The organism is Streptomyces sp. NPDC050509, assembly GCF_044457965.1.
GTDB lineage: Bacteria > Actinomycetota > Actinomycetes > Streptomycetales > Streptomycetaceae > Streptomyces.
Genome location: NZ_JBITHL010000011.1, coordinates 278,842 through 292,150 on the forward strand (window position 1 = coordinate 278,842; position 13,309 = coordinate 292,150).

Genomic DNA, 13,309 nt, shown 5'->3' on the forward strand with positions numbered 1-13,309 from the left:
TCAGTCGACGACTCTCGGACGTCGACAGCCGACGACTCTCGGACGACGGCTCTCAGACGACGACGGTCATGCCGCCGTCGACGAAGACGACCTGGCCGTTGACATAGGCGGACGCGCTGGACGAGAGCCATACGACGGGGCCGACCAGATCGGCCACCGTCCCCCAGCGCCGGGCCGGGGTGCGGCCGAGGATCCACGCGTTGAACGTCTCGTCGTCCACGAGCTTCTGTGTCATCTCGGTGTGGATGTATCCGGGTGCGATCCCGTTGATCTGCAGCCCTTCACCCGCCCATTCCGCGGTCATGGCCCGGGTGAGGTTGCGCAGGGCCCCCTTGGCCGCCGTGTAGGGGCCGATGGTCGGGCGGGCGAGGTCGGTCTGGACCGAGCAGATGTTGACGATCTTGCCCGCCCGGCGCGGCAGCATCCGCCGGGCGACCTGGCGGCCCACCACGAAGGCGCCGGTGAGGTCGGTGTCGACCACCCGCCGCCAGTCGTCGAGGCTCACGTCGACGAGGGGCTCGCGGTGCTGGACGCCGGCGTTGTTCACCAGGATGTCGAGGGCGCCCACCTCGGACTCGATCGAGTCCACGGCCCTGGCCACCGCGTCCTCGTCGACGATGTCGAAGGCCCGGGCCGCGATCCGGTCGTCGCCGAACCGCCCGGCGAGCGCCGCGCGCGTCGCTTCGAGACGGTCCTGATCGACGCCGTTGAGGACGATCGTGGCCCCGGCGTCCGCGAGTCCCTCGGCGAGGGCGAGTCCGATTCCACGGCTCGAACCGGTGACCAGGGCGACGCGGCCGGTCAGATCGAAGGCTGAGGTCATGTTGCTTGCTCGTCTTCCTGGTGCGTGGAACGCGACCTGGTCAGTAGAACTCGACGGTGTTCACGCGGTTGAGCAGGTCCTGTCCGTCCAGGAGCCGGGTGGCGTTGGCCGCGAAGAGTTCGGCGATGAGACGGTCCTCCGCGGGGTCGAGCGCCGCGGTGTGCGGGCTCACCAGCACGTGCTCGTGGTCCCAGAGCGGGCTGTGGGCCGGCAGCGGTTCCGTCTCGAAGACGTCCAGCGCGGCGAAACCCACCTGCCCGGAGTCGAGCGCGCCGATCAGGGCGGCTTCGTCGACGACGGTTCCCCGGCCGACGCTGACGACGGTGGCCCCGGGCCTGAGGGCGTCGAAGAACCGTGTGCCGAGGAGGTGCTCGGTCGCCGCGGTGCCGGGGAGTGTGTTCACGACGGCGTCCACCGTCGGTGCCACCTCGACGATACGGTCGGGATGCACCACGGCGGAGACACCGGGAACGTCGATGTCCCTCCGGCTCGTGCCGATGACGGTCGCGCCCAGCGCGTGCAGCTTCGCCGCCACGATCCGGCCGATCCCCCCGAGGCCGAGCACGAGCACGGTCTGCTCGCCGACCTGCCGCATCGTCCAGCGTCCGCTCCACTCGTGGTCGCGCTGCTGGCGGTTGAGCCGGGGCAGGTCCTTGGCGCCCGCGAGCACCCCGAGGACGGCGAACTCGGCGAGCGGCCCGCCGTGCACACCGGCCGAGGTGGTGAACCGGACCCGGTCGAGCTCGTCACCGCTGAGCCCGGCGGCCTTCACCTGGCTCCCCCCGCCCGCGGCCATCGTGTGCACCCAGCGCAGCCGCGGGTTGGCACGGACCGTTCGCGCCAGGGCGGACGGGGCCACGTCGGGGACGCCGTACAGGGCGTCCGCCGAATCGACGGCCGCCTCGTAGGAACGCTGCTGGTCGGGGGTGCGCCGCCAGGACGGATCGCCGGCGAAGTCGGCGGGCCAGCGCATCGGGGGGAGCAGCGCGTGGTCGACGACGAGGTCGATCCGGGGTTCCAGCTCCCGGACACGGGCGCAGTTCTCCTCGGACAGCGGCGCGGCGACCACGACCCTGAGCCTGTCCTCCGCCCGGCCTTCGGCCGTACTCACACGAGCCGGTTCCGCACCCGCGCGAGCCGGTTCCGCACCCGCCTGTTCCGCACCCGCGCGAGCCTGTTCCGTACTCACGCGAGCCTGTTCCGCGTCGCCTCGACCTCGGCGTCCAGCTCGGCCTCACGGGCGACGATCGCCTTGACCGCCGTGAGCGCTTCCTCGGCGCGGTGCGGCGGAATGACGATGACGCCGTCCTCGTCGGCGGCGACGATGTCACCGGGGTTCACCACGACGCCGCCGATGGCGACCGCCTCGCCGATCGTGCCCGGCCCGTTCTTGAACGGACCGGCGGGGGTGAGCCCGCGCGCGAAGATCGGGACGCCGAGCTTCTCGATGATCGCTCCGTCGCGCGCGTAGCCGTCGATGACCGCGCCGGCGGCACCGAAGAGGGCGAACCGCTGGGCGAGGTTGTCGCCGACGATGGCGCGGCCGTCGTAGCCGAAGGCGTTGATGACGAGGATGTCGCCGGGGCGGATGTGGTCGAGCGCGGCGATCACGGCCTTGTTGTCGCCCGCGACGGTGAGCACCGGGAGCGCCGTGCCCACGGCCCTGGCCCCGCTCCAGATCGGCGCGATGCCTCCGTCGACGATGTTCAGCCGGTCGAGGGCGTCACCCAGGTTGGCCACGGAGTGTTCGCGGAACTGATCGAGCACCTGGGGGTCGACCCGGTCCCATGTGGTGTTCACGCGAACGTTGTCCTCGGGCATCACGGTCTCCTTCGGAGGGTGGGGAGGCGGGGGAGGCCCGCGGGTGGCTGCGGTGCATGGCGTCGCCCAACCGGCTTACGCCTCAGGGAAGTTGCCTGGTTCCGAGAGGTGTCGCCCTGCTCGGGAGGGCCAGGGGCATCCCCTCGGGTCCATAAAGTGCGAAACCTTTCGCGTTTCGCAAGAGCCAGTGTGCATCCATCCGTGTCCCGGGGCAAGGGTCGAAGGGGGGTGTCCCCCTGGTCGGAGTGGTGCTTCGGTGAGGTGGCGCGGTCTCGCGGGCGCCGGAAATTCTCGCGACGGCACCGGAAGATCCCCTGGTGGCCGGGGTGGAAGCCTGATGGAAACGCAAGGTTGACGTCGGGGCAACGCAAGTCCTTGACCGCCCAGGAATGCGAATCTATTCTCATTCGCGATTCAAGTCTCAACTTGGCTCCGGCACTTTTCCACGGCGCCGCGCCGTGAATGTCTTCCCCGGCCCCACTCGGGCAGGGGGCGGCGGCCCGAGCCGGTGAATGGGTCCCCGAACGGGGCCGAAGCCGCACAACTCCGCCGAGACGCCGTCGTCGCCTTCCCACGAGGACCCGGAACGCCGACGGAACCGCCTCGGCAAGGGGCGACTGCCGACAGCGACAGCGACCACGTTCAGCGCACGATTCTCAGGACACCGTTCCAGGAGTCCGCGACCCCGAAAGTGAACGTATGACAACGTCAGATCGACTCGACATCACGTCAGATCGGCACGAGACCGCGTCGGAGCAGCCCGACGCGACAGAGGTCGACGTCGTCACCGCGAACGGCAAGGTCGTCCGCAAGGCCACCGTCGCCGGCGCGGTCGGCTCTTTCGTGGAGTGGTACGACTACGGCATCTACGGCCTGCTCGTCACCTATCTCGCGATCAACATCATGGGCGAGGCCGAGGCCGGGGGGCTCTTCCTCACCAACGTCGGTTTCCTGGTCAGCTTCATCGCGCGCCCCTTCGGCAGTGTCATCTGCGGATACCTCGGGGACAAGATCGGGCGCAAATCCCTCCTGGCCACCCTCCTGGTGCTCATATCCGCCGCGACAGCGGCCATCGGGCTCATCCCCTCCTCCGCCGCCATCGGTGTCTTCGCGCCCATCCTCCTGGTCCTGCTCCGTGTGCTGCAGGGCTTCTCGGCGGGCGGCGAGGTGGCCGGCGCGATGTCCTTCGTCGGCGAGTACGCCCCGGACGCGCGCCGCAACTACATGATGAGCTTCATCGCCGTCGGCTCGTTCGTCGCCCTCATGTTCGGCAGCGCCTTCTCCGCCGTCCTCATCACGACCCTCGGCGACGACGCGATGACCTCCTGGGCCTGGCGGGTCCCGTTCCTCCTCGCCGTCCCGCTCGGCTACGTCGGCTTCTACATCCGCCGCCAGTTGGAGGAGACCCCGCACTTCACGGCGCTGCGCGAACAGAACATCGTCGTACGCAACCCGCTGAAGGCCGCGCTGACCTCCCCGCGCCACCTGAAGGCGATCGCGCTCACGATCTTCCTGCCCGCGCTCAACGGCCCCGGCTACTACCTGCTGTTCGTGTACATGCCGACCTACTTGAAGACCTCGCTCGGCGAACACAACTTCCCGATGCTGCGGGCGCTCATGGTCACCGCGGTCAGCCTGATCGCCATCGTGATCTGTATCCCGCTCATGGCCCGGCTGTCGGACCGTATCGGCCGCAAGCCCGTGCTCGTCCTCTCCGCGGTCGCGATGGCCGTGGTCTCCTACCCGATGTTCCTGCTCATCACCACCGGCGAGTTCGGCCTCGCGTGCATCGGCACCACCGTGCTCGCGATCGCGTTCTCCGGTCACGCCGCGGTGGTGCACACCGTGCTCGCCGAGCTGTTCCCGACCACGGTGCGCTACTCCGCGTACAGCATCGGGTTCAGCATCTCGACGATCATCTTCGGCGGCAGCGCCCCGCTCCTGATGACTACGCTGATCGAGTCGACCGGATCCAACCTGATCCCGGCGTTCGCCTCCATCATCACCGCCCTGATCACCCTGATCACCCTCGCGTTCCTCCGCGAGACCAAGGGCCGGCCGCTCGCAACCCACTGACTCGAATCCCACTGACTCGAATCCCACCGACTCGCGTCCCACTGAACCGCCACCACTCCCGGGAGACACCATGGGAATCAACTCGGTAGCCGTCGTCGCCGACCTCGGCGAGAGCTTCGGCAACTACACGATCGGCGACGACGACGCCCTGCTCGGCCTCGTCACCTCGTCGAACATCGCCTGCGGCTTCCACGCCGGTGACCCGCGCATCATCGACAGGACCGTCGCCGAATGCGTCGCCCGCGGCATCGAGCTCGGCGCCCACCCCGGATACCCCGACCTCGTCGGGTTCGGCCGCCGGCTCATCGAGGCGTCGGAGGAGGAGATCCGTACCGACGTCCTCTACCAGCTCGGTGCGCTCGACGCCTTCGCACGCGTCCACGGCGGCACGATCAGCCATGTCGCCCCGCACGGCCGGATGGGCTCGATCGCGCAGACCGACGCCAAACACGCCCGTGCCATCACGGACGCGATCGCCGCGTACAACACCGACTACATCGTCATCTGTCAGCGCGGCCTGCTCGCCGAGGAGTCGCGCAAGCGGGACCTGGAGGTCGGCTACGTGTTCCTGGCCGACCGCGGATACGGCGACGACGGCATGCCCGTCCCGCGCTCGCACGAGCAGGGCCTGGTCCACGACCCCGGGCTCATCGGCGAGCGGGGCGTCCAGGTCGTACGGGAGGGCACGGTGCGCTCGGTCAACGGCAACGTCGTACCGCTCGGCCACGACGCCGATGTGCTGCTGCTGCACGGCGACCACCCCACGGTGCTGGAGAACGGCACCGCGCTGCGTGCCGCACTCGACGCGGCGGACGTCCGGGTCACGGGCCTGCGGGACGTCCTGGCGGAGAAGGCGGAGGTGGCGCTCCCCCGTTGAGGGACGAGCGCGCGATCTTCCATGACCACCGCACAGTTCGCCACCGTCGCCCTCACCGTCGAACCCTTCGGGGACTCGGCGGTGATGGTGACCGTTCCCGACGCCGACCAGGCGATCCGCAGGTCCGCCGTCGTCGCCTTCCGCGATCGGTTCCTCGCGTACCGCCCGCACGGCGTGCTCGACGTCGTCTCCGGTCTGGAGTCGCTGCTCATCGAGTTCGACCCGCTGGAGACCGCGCTCCAGCACGTCACGTACGCGGCCCGGCTCCTGGCCGAACACCTGCCGGCCGGTGATCGGGCACGGCCGCGTCCGGTCCACCGGTTCGCCATCCCGGTCGTCTTCGACGAGGAGACCGGACCCGATCTGGCGTCCGTCGCCGAGGAAGTGGGTCTGGCCCCGGCCGAAGTGGTCGAGGCGATCGCGGAGTCCACGTTCACCATCTCCCTCCTGGGCGCGGCGATGGCCCCGATGATGGACGGGCTCAGGGTGCCGGGTCCGGTGCGCCGACGTGCCGAGCCGCGTACCGATGTGGCACCAGGAGCGATCATGATCGCCGGCACCAACGCGATCATCCAGCCGTTCCCGGGCCCGACCGGCTGGCGGGTGGTCGGGCGTACTCCGCACACCATCGTCGACATCTCCCGCCCGGACCCGGTCTCGTTCGGTACGGGGGACCTCGTACGGTTCGTCCCCGTCACCAGGGACGAGGCGGCGGCGCTGGACGCGGGCTTCCTGCTGCCGGTGGAGGTGCCGGCATGACGACCGTGGGCCTCGACCTCACCGCCACGGGGTGGATCACGACGTTCCAGGACCTCGGCCGCCGGGACGCCGAGCGCCGCGGTGTCCCCACCGGCGGCGCGGCCGACCAGCACTCCGCGGTCGTCGCGAACGTCCTGGCGGGCAATGCGCGCGGCGCCACGCTGATCGAGAACCTCGGGGGCGAGCTGGCCCTCGTTCCCGACGCGGACGTCCTGGTCGCCGTGACCGGCGCCCCCGCCCGGGTGACCGTCGGCGACGTACCGGTCGACAGTTGGTCGCCCGTGGTGGTGCCGGCGGGTCACGAGATCCGGGTCCGCTGCGACATCGGCCGGGGAACCCGCACCTACCTGGCCGTGAACGGCGCGATCGCCGCGGAGACCTTCCTCGGCAGCGCGGCCCCGGACGCGCGGATGGGGTTCGGGCAGATCCTCGCGCGGGGATCGAAGGTGCTGCTGGAGACGGAGTTCCGGGGTTTCCCGCGCGGGCTCTTCGAACCGCCGCTGTTCCGGCTCCCCGTCCCGGTCCTGCGCTGCGCGGAGGGGCCCTGGGACATCGATGTCGTCGAGAGCCACGGGATCCACGAGATCCCCGGGGTCCGCGAGGTGATCGAGGCGTCGCCCTATGTCGTCACCGCTCGCTCCAACCACGTCGGTCTGCGGCTCGAAGGACCGGTGCTCCACCCGGACACCGACACCGAGATCGTGTCGCACGGGGTTCCGATCGGGGCCCTGCAGATTCCGCACGCGGACGAGCTGATCGTCCTGGGCAGATACCGGAGCCTGACGGCCGGTTACCCGATCGTCGGGGTCGCCTCACGGGTGTCGCTGCCTCTGCTGGGTCAGGCCGGGCCGGGCCGGGAGCTGCGGTTCCGCTGGGTCGACCGGGAGACCTCGCTCCGTACCCACGCCGAACGGGAAGGCGAGGTGCGCGCGCTGGAGCGCGCCGCCGCCCGGGCGTTCGGCGCGCTGGGCTTCGCGGCACCCTTGCCCCGGCCATAGATGAGAAGATATTCTCATTTAGTATTCGCGTCTCAAGTGTCTCAAGTATCTCAAGTCTTTCGTGGAGGAGGAACGGTGACGTCGACCGGCAGGACCGCGCTCATCACAGGGGCCGGCAGCGGAATGGGGCGGGAGACCGCTCGGCTCCTCGCCCGGGACGGCGCCACCGTCGTCCTCGTCGGCCGCCGGCAGGAGGCGCTGGACGAGGTTCGGGACACGATCCACGCCGAGGGCGGAACCGCCCTCGCGATCGCGGCGGACATCACCGACACGGACGCCGTGAACCGTCTCGTCGACCGCGTCCACACCGAACTCGGCCCGGTCGACGTGCTGATCAACAACGCGGGAAGCGCCTCGACAGTGCTCAACCCGCAGTGGCTGCCGCACGAGGAGTGGCGCCATGTTCTCGAAGTGAACCTCACGGCGGTCTTCCAGCTCACCCAGGCCGTGCTCCCCGACATGCTCGGCCGCGGCACCGGAACGATCGTCACGGTCTCCTCGCTCGCCGCCGTCAACCCCAACCTGCTCGGCGGGGCCGCCTACGGCGCGGCCAAGGCCGGTGTCCGCAACTTCATGACCTTCCTGCACAACACCTTCCGCAACCAGGGGCTGCGGGCCATCACCGTACTGCCCGGCGAGGCGGACACCCCGATCCTCGACAACCGGGCCCGGCCGCCGGCCGCCGAGGAGCGCGCCCACATGGTGCGGCCCGAGGACGTGGCGGAGGCCGTCCGCCTCGCGGTCACGCTGCCCCAGCGCGTCGTCCTCCAGGAGATCGTCGTGGCCCCCACCCGGCAGCGCGACACCTCGGCCGACCTTGAGATCAGCCGCTGGGCGGGCGCTCCCGCCGACGCCTCACGCCAAGTCTGACCAACTCTCGCCTCCAGGAGGACCGTATGCCGCCCACCGTCACCACCTCGCTGCCCCCCTTCGCGCCCGCCGAAGCCGTCGCCCGGATCGCCGCGGCCTCCCGCCGGACGCAGCAGCCGCAGTCCGGAGGCGACCTCGTCTCCCTCGCCATGGGCGAGCCCGACTTCGACACACCCGAGCAGGTGGTCGAGGCGGCCCACGCCGCGATCCGCGCCGGACGCACCCACTACTCGCCGCTGCTCGGCGAACCGGCGCTGCGCGAGGCGCTGGCCGAGAAGCTCGCCGGGATCGCCGGGACACCGGTCTCCGCCGCCGACATCCTGATCACCCAGGGCGGAACCGCCGGGCTCGCCGCGTCGATCCTCGGCATCGTCGACCCCGGCGACAAGGTGGTCATACCCGACCCCACGTACTCCCTCTACGCCGACCTGGTCAGCATGGCCGGAGGCGTCGTCGTACCCGTCCCGCTCGCGCCGGACCTGCACTGGGACCTCGACCGGCTGGCCGACGCCCTCACGGGCGCGAAGCTCTTCGTCTTCTGCAACCCGAGCAACCCGACCGGGATCGTGCACAGCCGCGAGGAACTCGACGCGCTCGCCGCCCTGCTCGCGGGCACGTCCACGATTGTCATCTCGGACGAGGCGTACTCCGACCTGGACTACACCGGCCGGCCCTTCACCTCCGCGATCTCGGTCGACGGACTGCGCGACCGTACGGTCTACTGCCAGACCTTCTCCAAGAGTTACGCGATGACCGGCTGGCGCGTCGGCTACCTCTGGGGCCCGTCACCGCTCATCCAGGCGTCCGCCCGTATCCACAACACCTTCAACGGGTCCGTGAACACGGTCGTCCAGGACGCCGCGCTCGTCGCCGTGCGGACCTGCGACGCCGACATCGCCAGGATGCGCGCCGCGTACGAGCGGCGCGGCGAGATCATGCGCGCCGAACTGGCCGCGATCCCCGGCCTCACCCTGAGCACGCAGGAAGGCGCGTTCTACCAGTTCCCGCAGTACGACCTCGACCTGCCCTCGGCACAGGTCGTCGCCGAACTGCGGTCGCACGGCGTCGCCGTCCGGCCGGGAAGCGAGTTCGGCGCCCAGGGCGAGGGCCATCTGCGGTTGTCGTACGCTGCCAGCCCGGAGTCCATCACCGAGGGCGTCCGCCGACTGGGCCGCGGCCTCTCAGCCCTTCAGTGACCGCCGTCCCACATGCAACCGGGGAGTCGTCCCATGCGCAGCGACACCGAGCGCAACCGCAGGCACCTCATCAAGGCCGCCGCGCTGCTGTTCGAGAACTCGCCGACGCCGGTCAGTCTGGCCGAGATCGCCAAGCACGCCGAGGTGTCCACCGCGACGGCCTACCGGCACTTCTCCTCCGTCGAGGAGATCCTGCACGCCTTCCGGGCCCAAGTCGGCTCCGAACTGAGTGACTTCAGCGCGCGGCAGACCACCCGGGGCATGGCGAGGCTGGAGGAGGTGTCCCGCTACTGGGTGTCGCTCGTCCTCGAACACGGCGGGGCGATGGCGCAGATGCGCTCGCACCGCGGCTACCTCGAACGGCTGCGGGAGGGCACCGGCTATCTCACCCCGCAGGCCGAGGCACTCGCGGAGCCCCTGCGGCAGACCGCCGAGGAACTCGGGCTCGGGGACCTCGGGGACGAGGCCCTCTTCCTGTGGAACGCCCTGTTCGACCCCCGGGACATCCTCGACCTCATCAAGAGCGGACGCCCCGAGGAGGAGGCCGCCACCCGTCTGGTGGCCGCCCTGCGCGGCGCTCTGATCGGCTGGTCCGCGGCGGCGCAAGGTCACTGAACGTCTAAGCTCTGGGCCAAGGCTTCAGTTTGGGACGGGACCGGTACCGGTACGCGCGCCCCGGCGTCGTGCCGGCCGCCGTACCGGGGAGGAGCGAACATGGCACCGCAGAACTCTCCAGAAGATCGTTTCAACACCGGGGAGGCGCATTCCGCGCGGGTGTACGACTACATCCTGGGGGGCAAGGACAACTACCAGGTCGACCAGGAGGCCGGCGACTCGATGTGCCGGGAGTGGCCCGCACTCCCGATCCACATGCGGGCCAACCGCGAGTTCATGCACCGCGCGGCCCGCTACCTCGCCGAGGAGAAGGGCATCCGGCAGTTCCTGGACATCGGTACGGGTCTGCCCACCCAGCCCAACATGCACGAGGTCGTACAGAAGGTCGCCCCCGACTCCCGGGTCGTCTACGTCGACAACGACCCGATCGTCCTCGCGCACGCCCGCGCCCTGCTGACCAGCGCTCCCGAGGGCCGTACGGCCTACATCGACGCCGATATGCGGGACCCCGACGCGATCATCGGCTCGGCCCAGTTCCAGGAGCTTCTGGACCTGCGGGAGCCGGTCGGCCTCATGATCATCGGGATTCTCCACTTCATCCTGGAGAACGACGACGACCACGGCCTCGTCCAGCGGCTGCTCGACCCGCTCCCGTCCGGCAGCTATCTGGCGATGACCATCGGCACCGCCGACTTCGCCCCGGTGGAGGTCGGCCATGTGGCCGAGGAGTATGCGAAGCGCGGCATGCCCATGCAGCTCCGTACGCTGGCCGAGGCCACCACGTTCTTCGACGGCCTGGAGCTGATCGAGCCGGGCGTGACCCAGGTCCACAAGTGGCGTCCGGACGTCGGCCAGGAGGTCATGGACGACCGCGCCATCGCGATGTACGGCGCCATCGCCCGCAAGGCGTAGCCTCCTCTCCCGGACAGGGAATCCCGGGAAGGTTTGCGCCGCTCCAGCCGGGCAATCATTACAGGTCGAGGCGCTGGCCTGGTGGGTCGTGCCCGTGGGCTCCGAAGTAGAGTGCACCGCCGGACGATCGACGACTGGAAGACCTGACAGACCATGAACGTGTCATCGAACCCCCCGATCTACGACCAGCTTCTCCGGGAGCACGGCGACGTCGTCACCGAAGCTCGCGAGGCGGCCCACCAGACGACCCGGCAGGCGGAACACGTGCTGGACTGGAGCGGGCTGCACCGGCGGTTCCCCACCGAGCCGGCGCGCCACGACTGAACCCCGTCCCGACCGGGCCGTCCGCCGGGCCGCCCCCCCCGGGTCGCCTCGCCGGGACGAGAGCGCCACCACCGAGCCGCCCCGCGCCGACCGCGCGGGGCGGCTCGGTCGCGTCATCCCGAGGGCTTCCCGACGCTCCGCGGAGTACTGTGAAGACATCGAGGGTATGTCGCCGTCGGCCGCTTCGCCGAGGGCGTTCTCGATGAAGGACGAGGTGGCCGGGCGCGGCCTCCGGGAGGCGTGGTCGACATGATCGCGGCAGCGACGTATGTCCGTGGCAGATGAGTTCTCGCAGAGCCCGGTCGGGGCCGTCGGGAGAGTCACCGTCCCGATCCCGGCGGACGGGCCCGGTGAGGTGCTGGTGGCCGTACGGGGTGGCTCCGAGGCCTACGCGGCCTGGGCGTACCGCCCGATCGGCCGGGATCTGCGTGTGGTCGTCGTCGAGTCGATCTCGGCGCGCTCGGTGATCGTGGAACCCCTCCCCTCCTGAACCTGAACCCTGAACCCCGAACGACGCACTCCAGCACGAGGAAGCGGTAGCGAGCAGTACCCAGCAATACCGAGCGGTACCGGCGCACACGCGCGGTACGACAGGAGCACACCATGCTGTTCTGGCATGTCCCCGCGCCCAACGAGGCGATGCTCATCTCCGGCTCCAAACGGCAGGCGCAGGACACTCAGTTCCGGATCGTCACGGGACACGGCAGTTTCGTGATGCCGGTCAAGCACAAGGTACGGATGCTCTCCCTGGCGCTCCGCGAGGCGGAGATCGTCGAGGACTGCGTCACCCAGCAGGGAATCCGTCTCAACGTCCGTGCCGTGGCCGTGTTCAAGGTCGGCGACGACACGGTGTCGATCGCCAACGCGGCCCGCCGCTTCCTGGCCGAACAGGACCGGATGGAGGAGCTGGTGGGCCGGATCTTCGCCGGTCACCTCCGCTCCATCATCGGCGGACTGACGGTGGAACAGATCATCCGGGAGCGCGACCGGGTCGCCCAGGAGGTCAAGCAGGGCAGCCACAGCGAGATGGAGAAGCTCGGCATCGTCGTGGACGCGCTCCAGATCCAGGAGATCGACGACGCCACCGGCTACATCGAGAACCTGGCCGCCCCGCACGCGGCGGCCGTCGCCAGCCAGGCGCGGATCGCCCAGGCCAAGTCGGACCAGGAGGCCAGCGAGCGCGAGCAGCAGGCCGCCGCGCTGAAGGCCGAGTACGAACGGGACACCGCGATCAAGCGGGCGGGGTTCCACGCCGAGACGGAGCAGGTCAACGCCCGCGCCGCGCAGGCGGGACCGCTGGCCGAGGCGCGGGCCTCCCAGGAGACCATCGAACAGCAGACGGCCCTGGCGCAGCGGCAGGCCGATCTGGCCGCGCAGCGGCTGGAGGCCGAGGTACGGCGCCCCGCGGACGCCGAGGCGTACCGTCAGCGCACCCTGGCGGAGGCCGCCAGGGACCGGGTGAAGTTCGAGGCGGACGCGTCCGCGTACAGCGAGCGCACCCTCGCCCAGGCCCAGGCCGACGCCAACACCGCGCGCGCCGAGTCCCTGAAGAACGGCAACCAGGAGCTCATCGCCGCCAACCGCACCGTCGAGAACCTGCCGACGCTGGCCGACGCGGCGGCCCGGGGCATGGCGGGCGCCCATCTGACCGTCCTGAACGGCACCGGCGGCGTCAACGACATGGCGGCCGGACTGGTCGGACAGGGCATGGCCATCCTCAACTCGCTGAAGAACGCGTCCGGCGCGTCCGACGCGTCCAAGGACGGCAGGGACACCAAGGCCGACACCAAGGCCGACACCAAGGCCCCGAGCGCCAACGGGAAGCCCACGCTCCGTGCCACCGAGACACGGAGTGAGGAGCCGCCGAGGAGCGAGAGCGCGTGAGGTGACAGGGCGTCCGGCCTGTGTGGTGGGGGGGGGGCCCCCCCCGGGCCCCCCCCCCCCCCCCCGCGACCCCCCCCCCCCCCCGCCGGCGCCGGGCGCCCCCCCCCCCCCGGCGCGCCCCGTGGTGAGGGAGAGCCGGGCGGGCCCCTCGGCC

14 protein-coding genes are annotated in these 13,309 nt (G+C 70.5%); 11 read left to right on the forward strand and 3 right to left on the reverse strand.

Going from position 1 to position 13,309, the window contains the following annotated elements; genetic code table 11:
• Positions 1-52: 52 nt before the first annotated feature.
• The 3 genes from ACIBJC_RS30050 to ACIBJC_RS30060 form a co-directional block, all read right to left on the reverse strand.
• Complete coding sequence (locus ACIBJC_RS30050) at positions 53-823, reverse strand: SDR family oxidoreductase (protein ID WP_399297800.1); 771 nt, start codon at positions 821-823, stop codon at positions 53-55.
• Between the two features lie 40 nt (positions 824-863).
• A complete protein-coding gene (locus ACIBJC_RS30055) occupies positions 864-1,934 on the reverse strand; it encodes a D-2-hydroxyacid dehydrogenase (RefSeq protein ID WP_399297802.1) in 1,071 nt (356 codons plus the stop codon).
• A 74-nt stretch (positions 1,935-2,008) separates the two neighbouring features.
• On the reverse strand, positions 2,009-2,644 hold the full coding sequence (locus ACIBJC_RS30060) for an RraA family protein (RefSeq protein WP_329825429.1): 636 nt from the start codon (positions 2,642-2,644) through the stop codon (positions 2,009-2,011).
• 699 nt (positions 2,645-3,343) lie between these two features.
• On the opposite strand from ACIBJC_RS30060, the gene ACIBJC_RS30065 reads away from it, so the two are divergent.
• From ACIBJC_RS30065 to ACIBJC_RS30115, 11 genes are all read left to right on the forward strand, one after another.
• Complete coding sequence (locus ACIBJC_RS30065; RefSeq protein WP_399297805.1) at positions 3,344-4,720, forward strand: MFS transporter; 1,377 nt, start codon at positions 3,344-3,346, stop codon at positions 4,718-4,720.
• A 70-nt stretch (positions 4,721-4,790) separates the two neighbouring features.
• Positions 4,791-5,597, forward strand: coding sequence for a 5-oxoprolinase subunit PxpA (locus tag ACIBJC_RS30070; protein WP_399297807.1), 807 nt, complete (start codon positions 4,791-4,793; stop codon positions 5,595-5,597).
• Between the two features lie 21 nt (positions 5,598-5,618).
• Positions 5,619-6,356: an allophanate hydrolase subunit 1 gene (locus ACIBJC_RS30075; RefSeq protein ID WP_399297809.1), complete on the forward strand. Its 738-nt coding sequence runs from the start codon at positions 5,619-5,621 to the stop codon at positions 6,354-6,356.
• Complete coding sequence (locus ACIBJC_RS30080; protein WP_399297811.1) at positions 6,353-7,354, forward strand: biotin-dependent carboxyltransferase family protein; 1,002 nt, start codon at positions 6,353-6,355, stop codon at positions 7,352-7,354. The genes ACIBJC_RS30075 and ACIBJC_RS30080 overlap by 4 nt, the downstream gene beginning before the upstream one ends.
• 75 nt (positions 7,355-7,429) lie before the next feature.
• Entirely contained in the window at positions 7,430-8,224 is a 795-nt protein-coding gene (locus ACIBJC_RS30085) for an SDR family oxidoreductase (RefSeq protein ID WP_399297813.1), read from the forward strand.
• Positions 8,225-8,250: 26 nt separating this feature from the next.
• Positions 8,251-9,420, forward strand: a complete 1,170-nt coding sequence (locus tag ACIBJC_RS30090) for a pyridoxal phosphate-dependent aminotransferase (protein WP_399297815.1) — start codon at positions 8,251-8,253, stop codon at positions 9,418-9,420.
• A gap of 33 nt (positions 9,421-9,453) precedes the next feature.
• Entirely contained in the window at positions 9,454-10,035 is a 582-nt protein-coding gene (locus tag ACIBJC_RS30095; RefSeq protein WP_329825436.1) for a helix-turn-helix domain-containing protein, read from the forward strand.
• Positions 10,036-10,134: 99 nt separating this feature from the next.
• The gene (locus ACIBJC_RS30100) at positions 10,135-10,947 is read left to right on the forward strand and encodes an SAM-dependent methyltransferase (protein WP_399297817.1); all 813 of its coding nucleotides are present in this window, start codon (positions 10,135-10,137) and stop codon (positions 10,945-10,947) included.
• Between the two features lie 159 nt (positions 10,948-11,106).
• Positions 11,107-11,271, forward strand: a complete 165-nt coding sequence (locus tag ACIBJC_RS30105; protein ID WP_399297819.1) for a hypothetical protein — start codon at positions 11,107-11,109, stop codon at positions 11,269-11,271.
• A 268-nt stretch (positions 11,272-11,539) separates the two neighbouring features.
• A complete protein-coding gene (locus ACIBJC_RS30110) occupies positions 11,540-11,761 on the forward strand; it encodes a hypothetical protein (RefSeq protein ID WP_399297821.1) in 222 nt (73 codons plus the stop codon).
• A 113-nt stretch (positions 11,762-11,874) separates the two neighbouring features.
• Positions 11,875-13,155 carry an SPFH domain-containing protein gene (locus ACIBJC_RS30115; RefSeq protein WP_399297823.1) on the forward strand — a complete coding sequence of 427 codons (1,281 nt, stop codon included), beginning with the start codon at positions 11,875-11,877 and terminating at the stop codon, positions 13,153-13,155.
• Positions 13,156-13,309 lie beyond the last annotated feature (154 nt).

Bases quoted from the DNA above. Each gene is read 5' to 3' on its own strand.
- ACIBJC_RS30050 (WP_399297800.1), bottom strand. From the start codon at position 823: ATGACCTCAGCCTTCGATCTGACCGGCCGCGTCGCCCTGGTCACCGGT.
- ACIBJC_RS30060 (WP_329825429.1), bottom strand. From the start codon at position 2,644: ATGCCCGAGGACAACGTTCGCGTGAACACCACATGGGACCGGGTCGAC.
- ACIBJC_RS30065 (WP_399297805.1), top strand. From the start codon at position 3,344: ATGACAACGTCAGATCGACTCGACATCACGTCAGATCGGCACGAGACC.
- ACIBJC_RS30070 (WP_399297807.1), top strand. From the start codon at position 4,791: ATGGGAATCAACTCGGTAGCCGTCGTCGCCGACCTCGGCGAGAGCTTC.
- ACIBJC_RS30075 (WP_399297809.1), top strand. From the start codon at position 5,619: ATGACCACCGCACAGTTCGCCACCGTCGCCCTCACCGTCGAACCCTTC.
- ACIBJC_RS30080 (WP_399297811.1), top strand. From the start codon at position 6,353: ATGACGACCGTGGGCCTCGACCTCACCGCCACGGGGTGGATCACGACG.
- ACIBJC_RS30090 (WP_399297815.1), top strand. From the start codon at position 8,251: ATGCCGCCCACCGTCACCACCTCGCTGCCCCCCTTCGCGCCCGCCGAA.
- ACIBJC_RS30095 (WP_329825436.1), top strand. From the start codon at position 9,454: ATGCGCAGCGACACCGAGCGCAACCGCAGGCACCTCATCAAGGCCGCC.
- ACIBJC_RS30100 (WP_399297817.1), top strand. From the start codon at position 10,135: ATGGCACCGCAGAACTCTCCAGAAGATCGTTTCAACACCGGGGAGGCG.
- ACIBJC_RS30110 (WP_399297821.1), top strand. From the start codon at position 11,540: ATGTCCGTGGCAGATGAGTTCTCGCAGAGCCCGGTCGGGGCCGTCGGG.
- ACIBJC_RS30115 (WP_399297823.1), top strand. From the start codon at position 11,875: ATGCTGTTCTGGCATGTCCCCGCGCCCAACGAGGCGATGCTCATCTCC.